10 protein-coding genes and 1 tRNA gene are annotated in these 10361 nt (G+C 64.2%); 5 read left to right on the forward strand and 6 right to left on the reverse strand.

Translation table 11 applies throughout. The features are described from left to right. Positions 1–55 precede the first annotated feature (55 nt). Positions 56–847: a DUF2171 domain-containing protein gene (locus ACTS1Z_RS05440; protein ID WP_442623430.1), complete on the reverse strand. Its 792-nt coding sequence runs from the start codon at positions 845–847 to the stop codon at positions 56–58. Between the two features lie 282 nt (positions 848–1129). On the opposite strand from ACTS1Z_RS05440, the gene ACTS1Z_RS05445 reads away from it, so the two are divergent. The 4 genes from ACTS1Z_RS05445 to ACTS1Z_RS05460 all read left to right on the forward strand — a co-directional run bounded on the left by ACTS1Z_RS05445 (position 1130) and on the right by ACTS1Z_RS05460 (position 5784). Next, a tRNA-Ala gene (locus ACTS1Z_RS05445) sits at positions 1130–1205 on the forward strand. Positions 1206–1291: 86 nt separating this feature from the next. Beyond that, positions 1292–2350, forward strand: coding sequence for a helix-turn-helix domain-containing protein (locus tag ACTS1Z_RS05450; RefSeq protein ID WP_442623431.1), 1059 nt, complete (start codon positions 1292–1294; stop codon positions 2348–2350). A gap of 129 nt (positions 2351–2479) precedes the next feature. Beyond that, positions 2480–3406 carry an alpha/beta fold hydrolase gene (locus ACTS1Z_RS05455; protein WP_442623432.1) on the forward strand — a complete coding sequence of 309 codons (927 nt, stop codon included), beginning with the start codon at positions 2480–2482 and terminating at the stop codon, positions 3404–3406. Positions 3407–3432: 26 nt separating this feature from the next. Beyond that, on the forward strand, positions 3433–5784 hold the full coding sequence (locus ACTS1Z_RS05460) for a TonB-dependent receptor (protein ID WP_442623433.1): 2352 nt from the start codon (positions 3433–3435) through the stop codon (positions 5782–5784). Between the two features lie 62 nt (positions 5785–5846). Here ACTS1Z_RS05460 and ACTS1Z_RS05465 read toward each other — a convergent pair whose 3' ends face one another. Next, positions 5847–6446 (reverse strand): hypothetical protein, encoded by a 600-nt coding sequence (locus ACTS1Z_RS05465; protein ID WP_442623434.1) that lies wholly within the window; start codon positions 6444–6446, stop codon positions 5847–5849. A gap of 62 nt (positions 6447–6508) precedes the next feature. Then, a complete protein-coding gene (locus tag ACTS1Z_RS05470; protein WP_442623435.1) occupies positions 6509–7261 on the reverse strand; it encodes a glucose 1-dehydrogenase in 753 nt (250 codons plus the stop codon). A gap of 158 nt (positions 7262–7419) precedes the next feature. On the opposite strand from ACTS1Z_RS05470, the gene ACTS1Z_RS05475 reads away from it, so the two are divergent. Further along, on the forward strand, positions 7420–8013 hold the full coding sequence (locus ACTS1Z_RS05475; protein WP_442623436.1) for a TetR/AcrR family transcriptional regulator: 594 nt from the start codon (positions 7420–7422) through the stop codon (positions 8011–8013). On the opposite strand, the gene ACTS1Z_RS05480 is transcribed toward ACTS1Z_RS05475, so the two are convergent. The 3 genes from ACTS1Z_RS05480 to ACTS1Z_RS05490 form a co-directional block, all read right to left on the reverse strand. Next, on the reverse strand, positions 8010–9353 hold the full coding sequence (locus ACTS1Z_RS05480; RefSeq protein ID WP_442623437.1) for an amidohydrolase: 1344 nt from the start codon (positions 9351–9353) through the stop codon (positions 8010–8012). The two genes, ACTS1Z_RS05475 and ACTS1Z_RS05480, sit on opposite strands and share 4 nt — an antisense overlap. 130 nt (positions 9354–9483) lie before the next feature. Continuing rightward, positions 9484–9609 carry an entericidin A/B family lipoprotein gene (locus tag ACTS1Z_RS05485; protein ID WP_442623438.1) on the reverse strand — a complete coding sequence of 42 codons (126 nt, stop codon included), beginning with the start codon at positions 9607–9609 and terminating at the stop codon, positions 9484–9486. Between the two features lie 96 nt (positions 9610–9705). After that, positions 9706–10361: hypothetical protein (locus ACTS1Z_RS05490; RefSeq protein ID WP_442623439.1), on the reverse strand; the 656-nt coding region annotated here is incomplete at its 5' end.

Genomic DNA, 10361 nt, shown 5'->3' on the forward strand with positions numbered 1-10361 from the left:
GGAGGCCGGGCTCTCGCCTCGCTCATGGAGCGAGAATGTTTGTGGTTACAGGCAGTTAGACCTTGTCATGCAGCGTACGTGCATAGGTCTTTTCGGTGATGTTCGGATCATCACTTTCATAGTCGCTCTCGAAGAACGCCTTGCGCGCTTCGATATCGCGCCATTCTTCCTGCGCTTCTTCCGCAGTCCGGTTGAGGATGACCTTATCAGTTACTTCGTCGATCCATGTCGATGGAATCGAATGGTGGTGGCCATTAGCCTGCGGATCGTTCTTCGCGAGGATCACGGAGCTGCCGCGGATATAGTCGACAGTGCCGACTTTCTCGCCGTCCGAACCCGTTACTTCCTGGCCTTCCTTGACGGTGCCCACTGCGAGGCGCTGTTCGTAGCGCTTCTTGCGCCATTGCGAAAATTCGCGATTAAAGCGCTCCTGCTTCTCGCGCATGAATTCTTCATAGTCGCGATCATAGGCGGCTATCTGGCTGTTGCGCCAGGCGACATAATCGTCGCTGAACTGTTCGTCATCGGCGTCTCGCGTGTTGAGACCCGTCGCGCCGCTCATGACCGACGACCAGTGGTCGCGAAACGCGGTCAGATGGCGGTTCCAGGGGCGTGCGGAAAAGCTGCGCGTCGCGCTGCCCGTTCCAAAACGCCGATCCATCAGCGTATCGAACTTGCGCCGGGCTTCGGCTTCGTCGTCGCCGAACCACGACATGATTTCGTCGGCCGTCCGCGAGAACAGGCCGCGCTCGTCATAATCATAGTCTTCGGGGATATCGGCGATCGGGCTACGCTCGTTAGTGCGCGGTCCGCGCGTTGCATTGCGTTGCATAGTCTGGTTTTTCATCGGTTGATCCTTTCCGTTGGTCAGGATTGTCATGCGCTTCAACGGATGGGACGTTCCACATCCGGCGCGCAATCTATTGATAAAACGGGTTAATCCGGAGATTGTTCCGATATTTCCTGAGAAAATCCGGGAAAGTTGGATAACCGGCGGCGAGGATCGTGCGGTACGCCGCCCTGCCGACGCAGTACAGGCGTCTGCCGTCTGCCGGAACGCCATTGCGCCTTGTGCCGAGCGGAGCTAAAGGGGGCGCCCGCCGCGCGAAAGCGGCGGAACCGATGGTGCGGGGCTGTAGCTCAGTTGGGAGAGCGCTGCAATCGCACTGCAGAGGTCGGGGGTTCGAATCCCCCTAGCTCCACCATCGTTTCGAAGCGATCCCAAGCGCGGGTCGCCTGCCATTTGACCCATCGCAAGACAGTCGCGCCCGGCTCACCTATAGAGTGCCGCATGATGATCGAAGCGCACGGACTGGGAAGTGTGCGGGTCGCCTCGGCGACGCTGCGGCCGCTCGGCGCGATCATCGCGGAGGCGGAGCTGGACAGGGCGGGCGTGCTCGAGGCCGCCCATCTGCCGGCCGACCTTCTCGATGCCGGGCATGATAGCAGCGCGAGCCTGGCCGATTATTACCGGCTTACCGAGCAGATCGCGCTCGCGATCGGCGACGAGACGATCCATGTGTCGGCCCGTCCGCTGATGCTAGGCACGTCCGATTTCATCCGCGACCGGCTGCGGAACGCGAAAACCGTGCGCGACATGCTCGATACGATCGCCGAGAGCTACAATGTCATCCATGGCGGCCGCTACAACCGGGTGGCGACGGCGCGCGATGCGCTGTGCTTCGTGATGGACGATAGCGACTTTCCCTATGCGATGGAGAAGGACGATCCGTTCATCCTCTTCTCGCTCGAGGCGTTGCTCGTCTACATCCATGTTCTCCTGCAATCGAGCAGCACGACGGAGAGGCCGCTGCCGGTCCGCAGTCTGCGCACCCGGCGGGCGAAGGCGATAGCGCCAAGCCCGCTTGCCGCATGGGGCGTGCCGCTCGTCCATGGCGCGCGCCATTTCGCCATTCATTACGATGCCGCGATAGCCGACTGGCCGGTCGACCCCGCCGCTTGCCCGGTGTTAGGGTCGCGCACCATCTATGGCGGCATCGCGCGGACGCTCGATAGCCTAGATGATAGCGAACCAGTGCGCGGCGATATTGTCGTTCGTGTGACCCAAGCGCTACGCGACGGACTCGTGGATCAGCGTAACGTCGCGCGCCATCTCGGCATGAGTGTCGCCTCGCTGCGGCGTCGTTTGGAGGAGCGAGGAACCCGGTTCCGCGAGCTTCGTGCGGACGTACTAGCTCAAATCGCCATGCGGCGGCTCGATGATGGCGAGCCGATAGGCTTCGTTGCCGAGAGTTTGGGCTTTAGCGACGGACGCAGTTTCGCCCGCGCTTTTCACGCTTGGACCGGCCGGTCGCCAAGCGGGTATCGCGCCGCCGCACGGAAGTCGTGAGCGAAAATGTCCCTTTCAAATTGATCGAACCCGTCATCGACCGGCGCGCTTTCGCGCGGCTAGGAACGGCGCGAAGCTGGCAGCAATAGCCGGCGCTTTCTGGGCACCGCCCATCGGATACGGGATGCAATGAAAAGCATGATTGCTCTTTCGGCCGTTCTGGCCGCCGCCGCGATGGCCCTGTCCGGCTGCGCGAGCGAAACCGCCGGTCCGCAAACAGTGGCAGCAAGCGAAGCGGCGGCCGAAACCCGCATGATCGAAATGGACGGCGCGCAAATTCGCGTCCGTCTCGAAGGGCCGGCCGACGCGCCGGTCATCGTCCTGTTGCACGGTTTCACGATGAGCCTCGAAAGCTGGGACGGCTGGGCCGAACGGCTGTCCGGCGACTATCGCATCGTCCGCTACGACCTGCTCGGTCACGGCCTGACCGGGCCCGATCCGCTGGCACGTTATGCGCCGGACGAGCGGGTGGAAGTGCTCGGGCGGCTGCTCGATGCGCTCGATATCGAGCGCGCGACCTTGGGCGGCAACAGTTTCGGCGGGCTCGTCGCCTGGCGTTTCGCGGCCGCCAATCCCGAGCGCGTCGAGCGGCTGATCCTCGTCGATAGCGGCGCCTATTCGATCTACGGGGTTACCGAAAATCCGGTGCCCGTGCCCGATGCGATGCGCGGCTATCTGCTCACGGTGCCGCTCGCCGGCGTGCAGGCTTCGGCGATGCAGATTTACGCCGATCCGGCGCGCCTGCCCGAAGGTAGGATCGAACAGATCCAGCAGATGATGGCGCACCCCGGCAATGGCGAGGCGTTTGTCGGGCATCTCGAAGAGTTCGTCCTGCCCGATCCCGAAGCCGATCTGGCGCGCGTCGCCGCGCCGACGCTGATCCTCTGGGGCGACGAAGACCGGGTGATCCCGCTCGACCATGCCCGGCGGATCGAAGCCGCGATCCCCGATGCGCGGCTCATCACCTATCCGGGCGTGGGGCATGCGCCGCAGGAGGAAATACCGGCCGAGACCGCCGCCGATGTCCGCGCCTTCATGGAAGGCAGCGACCAATGAAAACGATATCTGACAGGGAGCCAAAAATGACCAATCGCAGCAACCGCGCCATCCGCTATCTGAGCGGGATCGCCCTTGCGCCGCTCGCCTTCGCGTTGCCCGGCGCCGCCCAGGCGCAAACAACGACGGGCGCCGAGACGAGCGACAATCCGCCGATCATCGTCAGCGCCCGGCGGCGCGACGAGGCGCTGGTCGAGGTGCCGCTGTCGATCACGGCGGTGAGCGGCGAGCAGCTCGAACAGACGGGCACGCTCGACATCACCGAAATCGCCGAAAGCGTGCCGAACGTGACGTTCGAGGTTTCGCGCGGCACCAATACGACGCTGACGACCTTCATCCGCGGCGTCGGCCAGCAGGATCCGGTCGCCGGCTTCGAAAACGGCGTCGGCCTCTATGTCGACGATGTCTATTTCAACCGGCCGCAGGGCGCTGTGCTCGATGTGTTCAATGTCGAGCGGATCGAAGTGCTGCGCGGGCCGCAGGGCACACTGTACGGCCGCAACACGATCGGCGGCGCGGTGAAATTCGTCACCCGGCGGTTGGAGGATAGCCCGCTCGGCGAATTCCGCGCCAATGCCGGCACCTATGGCCAGTTCGACGGCATCGCCTCGCTCGCCATCCCCGTCGGCGATAGCGGCTTTTATGTCGGCGGCGCGGCCGCGCTGCTGACCCGGGGCGGCTTCGGCGACAATCTCAATCTCGGCATCGACAATTACGACAAGGATGTGTTCGCCGCGCGCGGCACGATCGAATATGCCCCGAACAGCGATGTCTTCGTGCGGATCACGGGCGATTATACCGATGACCGGTCGAACCCGCGCCAGGGCCACCGGCTGATCCCGAGCCTGTTTACCGGCGCGCCGGTACTCGACAATGTCTTCGATACGCGCGCCGGCTTGGAGTTTCCGCGCCAGCGCGTCGAGGCCTGGGGCATTTCGGGCACCATCGAGGTGCAGGTCAGCGACTATATCACGCTGCGCAACATCATCGCCTATCGCGACGATGAGAGCACGACGCCGATCGATTTCGACAGCCTCCCGGCGGCCGATCTCGACGTGCCCGCGGCCTATGCGAACGACCAGTTCTCCGAGGAATTCCAGATCGTCTATGATGACGGCCGGCTCGCGGGCCTGCTCGGCTTCTACTATCTGGACGCGACGGCCTCGACCGATTTCGACGTGATCCTGGCGACGACCGGGGCGATCATTCCGCCGCCCGGCGGCCCGTTGCCCGGGCTGACGGCCAAGACCTTCGGCGACGTCGATACCGAAACCTGGTCGATCTTCGGCGATTTCACCTTCGACATCACCGATCAGTGGAGCGTGTCGGTCGGCGGCCGCTTTACCCATGACGAGCGCTCGTCGCGCGTCCTGCGCCAGACCTTCCTGTTCGGCCCGACCGCGCAGTTCGGCGGCAACAATGCGCTGCTGATCGCGACGACGTCGGATTTCGACGGCACGGAAACCTTCGAGGAGTTCACGCCCCGTGCCTCCGTCTCCTACCGGCCGACGCCCGATCACAATATCTATTTCAGCTATGCCCGCGGCTTCAAGGGCGGCGGGTTCGATCCGCGCGGCCAGACGACCGCCGCGCCCGATCTCGACGGCGACGGGGATATCGACGATGCCGATATTTTCGAGTTCATGCGCTTCGACCCCGAAACGGTCGACAGTTTCGAGCTCGGCTATCGCGCCTCGCTGGCGAACGGCGCGGTCAATCTCGCGCTCGCCGGTTTCTATGCCGATTATACCGATATCCAGATTCCGGGTTCGGTCGGCGTCGATACGACCGGGGACGGGGTCAATGACAGCTTTATCGGCATCACGTCCAATGCCGGAGCGGCAACGATCTGGGGCATCGAGTTCGAAGGCCAGGCGCGTGTCGGCCGCGATCTCGCGGCGGCCGGCGACCGGCTCGGCTTCAACTGGGCGGCCGGCTATATCAACGCCGAATATGACGAGTTTATCGATGCGTTCGGCGTCGATGTTGCCGACCAGCGCGTGTTCCAGAACACGCCCGAATGGACGCTCTCCGGCACGCTCGATTATTCGGTGCCGCTATGGGATGGCGATCTCAATTTCCTGACGACGCTCAGCTATCGCAGCGAAACGAGCCAGTTCGAAGTCCGGAGCCCGCTCGATCAGCCCGGCTATGCACTCTGGGATGCGAGCCTTGTCTGGACGTCGGACGACGATCACTGGCAGCTCGGCGTGCATCTGAAGAACATCACCGATCACCGCTATATCGTTTCGGGTTACAACTTCGTCGCGCCGGACGGGATGGGCGGCTTCGTCCCGACGCTGGGCCTCGAAGGCACGCTGACCGCCTTTTACGGCGATCCCTTCCGCGCCTTTGCGAGCGCACGGATGCGCTTCTAGCGGACAGGCGGGAAGCCGGTGCGCTAGAGGGGCAAGCGCGCCGGCTTCTCGTCTTCTTGCGATCAGTGCGTGATGCCCTTGCGCATCATGTGAAACGCCATGATGTGCGTGGCGCCTGAGATCGGTACGCCGAAAAGCGGGATCAGCGCGAGCGGGAAGCTGGCGAGATTCTCGATGCCGGGTCCGCCCGTCACCGCGAAGAACATGCCCGTGCCCACCGCGAGGACGAAATCGGCGAAGCCGATCGTGTGGAACGTCCAATAGGTTTTTAGGCTGAAGGGCAGGCTGATCGCGACGATCGCGAGCAGACCGGCGATGAGGTCGCCCCAACCCGCATTGAACACGAACTGTTCGGGCAGCAGGGCGTGCGCACCATAGTAGAAGAAGATAGCGGTCGCGCCGATGCGCCAGATATGCAGCGCGCTCAGCCGCCGCAGCCCGAATTCGGCCACCCATTGCTGGAAGGCGGTGACCCGGAAATAGGCGAGCAGCACGCCGCCCAAGAGCAATGCCGCGGCCGGCGCGACCAGCTCGGTGGGAAACCGCCCGAGAAAGCCCGAGAGCGAGCCGAGCGTAACGAGTCCGCCCCATAGTGCGGCGATGGCGAGCACCACCCAGCCGATACCGGGGCGGCGGGGCTGTTGAAGAGCAATGTCAGTCATGATCCTATCCTTTCACGTTTGGGGCGGGCCGGGCGGAAGGGGCGTCCGGCCCGCGCGCCCGGTCACACATTCATCCAGCCGCCATCGACGACGAGATCCTCTGCGGTCACGAAGCTCGCTTCGTCCGAGCCGAGAAATACCGCGGCGTTGGCGATTTCCGTCGGCGTGCCGGCCCGGCCGAGCGGTGCGGACTTGCCGGCCATCTCCTCGAACTGGTCGAAGGTCTCGGTGCCGACATTCGAATTGTCGAAGAAATTGGTCGGCACGATGCCGGGGCTGATCGTGTTCACCCGGATGCCCTGGCCGCCAAGCTCGGCCGCCAGCGTCCGCGCGAAGGACCGCACGGCCGCCTTGCTCGCGAAATAGAGGCTCGCGCCGGGTGCGCCCTTGGCGTGCACGGCAGAGGCGGTGAAGATGATCGCGCTGCCCTTTGCGAGCAGCGGCAGGATCTTCTGTGCCGTAAAGAAGGCGCCCTTGACGTTGAGATCGAACTGGCGCGCATAGAGCGCCTCGTCGACATCGGCGATCGGTGCGAACATGCCGTTGCCGGCATTGGCGAACAGGATATCGACCGTGCCGAACTTTTCCCTGGCGAAGACGGCGAGCGCGTCGAGATCGTCGAGTTTCGTGGAATCGGCGGCAATCCCGAATGCGTTTTCGCCGAGTTCGGCGACCGCCGCGTCGACCTTGTCCTGGGTGCGCCCGGTGATGATGACCCGCGCGCCTTCCGCGATATAGCGTTTGGCGGTCTCGAGACCGATGCCGGTCGTGCCGCCGGTGATGATGGCTGTCTTGTCTGTCAGTCGATTGCTCATGATCTTTCCTTTCCGATTTTCGCGTTGTGCTGTCGGCTGTCCCGGCGGCATATTTGACCAGATAGTCAAAATAGACCGAACGGTCAAGATAATTTGACTATCTGGTCAAAATAATTATTTTGGGACCTGAAGACGGACGGAAATGCAGGAGGCCGGCCATGGCCAATGTGAAAAAATTCGACGAGGACGCGGTTCTCGACTCGATCCTTAGCGTCTTCTGGCGACAGGGATATGAAGCGACGTCGCTCGACAATCTGGTCGCGGCAACCGGCGTGAAGAAGCAGAGCCTCTACAATACGTTCGGCAACAAGGAGGCTATGTTCCACAAGGCCTATGACCATTATCTCGCCAAGCTCGAAGCCGCGCTCGAGGAGACGACGGAAGCCTGCGACGGCACGCCGATGGCGCGGGTCCGCGCGTTCGTCGAGAGCTTTATCGGGATCGCGACCGACCCGGCATCACCGGCCGGTTGCCTTGTGACCAACAGCGCGGTCGAATTCGGCTATCAGCAGGATAGCGTGATCTACACGCTGCTACGCGATCATTTCCGTACGATCGAAGGGCAGCTCGAAGCGCTGATCGCCGAAGCCCAGCAGGCCGGGGAGATAATGGCCGATAGGCCCGCCGACGAACTTGCGCGGTTTCTGATCGGAACGATCACCGCGTCGGCAGTTATCTTCCGCCTGAAGCGCGATGCGGACAGCACCCGCTCGATCGTCGATACGGCGCTTGGAATGCTCGACCGGCGCTAGTCGTCCGCGCCGCTTGTTTCCGGCGCCAGCAGGTCCAGCACGGCGATTACCATCGCCTCCGTACCCAGTGTGACCGAGGGTTCGGGGTCGATCCGGAAGAAGGGGCTGTGGTGCGAGGGCACTGGCGGGCCGCCCGCTTCGGCCGCGTCGAAGGCCGATTGCGGGGTCCCACCGACGCTGAAATAGGCGCCGCGGACGCCCGTGTCCGGCTGGACGAAATAGGCGAAGTCCTCCGCGCCCATGCCGGTCTGCTCCATCGGATCGAGCAGCACGGCGTCGGTGAGCCCGTCCGCGAAAACGCCGCGCAGCCGGTTGGACAGGGCCTCATCATTGATCGTCGGCGGTGTGGACTCGTTCGATACGACGACCTCGGGCAGCCGGTCCTCGGGCATCCCGCTCATTCGCCCGACATTCTCCGCGATCCGCGCGATGCCTTCGAGCAGAGTCTCACGCACTTCCTGATCGTTGGACCGGACCGTCAGCTGCATCGTCGCGCGATCCGGAATGATATTGTGCTTGATGCCGCCCTGGAACGCGCCGACCGTGATGACGGCAGGGTCGAGCGGCGAGACGGTGCGGCTGACCAGCGTCTGCAGGCTCATGATGATTTCCGCGCCCATCACGATCGGATCGATGCCCATATGCGGATAGGCGCCGTGCGCGCCGACGCCGTGGATCGTGATATCGACGCTGTCCGAGGACGACGCGATCAGGCCCGGCTGCATCGCAATGCTGCCGGTCGGCAGTGCAGCGGAGACGTGAAAGGCGAGGGCATAGTCGGGTTTGGGAAAGCGCTCATAGAGCCCATCTTCCATCATCGCCCGCGCTCCGCCGAGCCGCTCTTCGGCGGGCTGGGCGATCAGGACGACCGTGCCGTTCCAGCTGTCGCGCAGCCGCGCCAGCTGCCGCGCCGTGCCGATCAGCGAAGTGATGTGCACGTCATGGCCGCAGGCATGCATGACCGGCGCCTCGACGCCGTCGACCCCGGTCTGGCGCGCGGTCGACGCATAGTCGAGCCCGCTATCCTCCATGACCGGCAGGCCATCCATATCTGCCCGGACGAGCACGGTCGGCCCCTCGCCGTTGCGCATGATGCCGACGACGCCGGTGCCGCCGACGCCTTCGGTGACTTCGGCGCCCGCTTCGCGCAATTGCGTGGCGATGATCCCGGCCGTCCGGGTTTCCATGTAGCTGAGTTCGGGATTGCGATGGAAATCGAGGAACAGGTCTTCGAGTAGAGCCTCGTAATCGGCATCGACCTGTGCCGACAGGTCTTCCTGCGCCTCGACCGGCGTCGCCAGCACAAGTGTCGCCGCCAGAGCCAGTATCGATATGCGCATGATCAGGTCCCCATCTCGTCTCTATGATCGGACGGTATCGATAGGGCGAGACGGGCGGCCGGGCAAATGCGCGTTGCCGCAAAGGGGGAAACGGCCCCGGCCGCCGCGCGGCAGCCGGGGGACATGGTGTTTACTCGGCAGCGTCCTGGACGGTTTCACCGACCGATTCGACATCCTCACCCACGCCCTGAACGGTGTTGCAGGCCGCAGTGGCGGTGAAGGTGAGGGCGGCGGCTATGATAGCGAGCGTTTTCATACGGTTACTCCATCGGTTCTGAGGCGCTGAACGTCGCGCCTTGGCAGGAATAGAGCGCATGAAGCCAAGATAAGGTTCCGGCGGCCTGCGCGGCCCTCATTCCCCGGTGTGACGCCGCCGGATAAGGATCACGCATTCGGCGCCGCGGTGGCGCAACGCGGGAATGTCGCGCATCACCATGTCGGGGGTCCGTAATATCGGAACGACGCCGGCGGCGCGCGTCTCGTCGCCATCGCCCGGAACATGCCGTCGGCCGAAGCCGCTGGCGAGGCACTGGTGCGTCCCGCGATCGTCCTCGAAGCTGGGCAGGGCATGAGGGTCATGCCGGCCGGGCTCGACCGCCACGAAGCCGCGACGGGGCGGGATATCGGTGACCGGTCTCACCAGAGTATCGGGGCCTCGCATCGGTACCGTCACGGTCTGTACGGTAACCGGTCTTGGCCTGGTGATCGCGACCGGACCTGTCTGCACCGGAATCGGCGGCCGCATATCGGGCCGGACAATGACCGTCGCGGGGCCAGGCGTGCGCTGTGGGGGCAGCACGGGTTGCGGTACCTGCTGCACCGGCGTCGGCGGCACCTGTTGCGCCGGAGGCTGCGGCGGGACCATCGGCGGCGTGCGCTGCGGGGGCAGTACCGGTTGCGGCACCTGCTGCACCGGCGTCGGCGGCACCTGCTGCGCCGGCGGTTGGGGTGGAACCATCGGCGGCGTGCGCTGCGGCGGCAGCACGGGTTGCGGTACCTGCTGCACCG

This window comes from Parasphingopyxis sp., assembly GCF_052168295.1.
In the GTDB taxonomy this organism is placed as follows: Bacteria; Pseudomonadota; Alphaproteobacteria; order Sphingomonadales; family Sphingomonadaceae; genus Parasphingopyxis.

Excerpts from the sequence above, each read along its gene's own strand:
- ACTS1Z_RS05470 (WP_442623435.1), bottom strand. The coding sequence starts at position 7,261 with ATGAGCAATCGACTGACAGACAAGACAGCCATCATCACCGGCGGCACG.
- ACTS1Z_RS05460 (WP_442623433.1), top strand. The coding sequence starts at position 3,433 with ATGACCAATCGCAGCAACCGCGCCATCCGCTATCTGAGCGGGATCGCC.
- ACTS1Z_RS05440 (WP_442623430.1), bottom strand. The coding sequence starts at position 847 with ATGAAAAACCAGACTATGCAACGCAATGCAACGCGCGGACCGCGCACT.
- ACTS1Z_RS05455 (WP_442623432.1), top strand. The coding sequence starts at position 2,480 with ATGAAAAGCATGATTGCTCTTTCGGCCGTTCTGGCCGCCGCCGCGATG.
- ACTS1Z_RS05480 (WP_442623437.1), bottom strand. The coding sequence starts at position 9,353 with ATGCGCATATCGATACTGGCTCTGGCGGCGACACTTGTGCTGGCGACG.
- ACTS1Z_RS05485 (WP_442623438.1), bottom strand. The coding sequence starts at position 9,609 with ATGAAAACGCTCGCTATCATAGCCGCCGCCCTCACCTTCACCGCCACT.
- ACTS1Z_RS05465 (WP_442623434.1), bottom strand. The coding sequence starts at position 6,446 with ATGACTGACATTGCTCTTCAACAGCCCCGCCGCCCCGGTATCGGCTGG.
- ACTS1Z_RS05475 (WP_442623436.1), top strand. The coding sequence starts at position 7,420 with ATGGCCAATGTGAAAAAATTCGACGAGGACGCGGTTCTCGACTCGATC.
- ACTS1Z_RS05450 (WP_442623431.1), top strand. The coding sequence starts at position 1,292 with ATGATGATCGAAGCGCACGGACTGGGAAGTGTGCGGGTCGCCTCGGCG.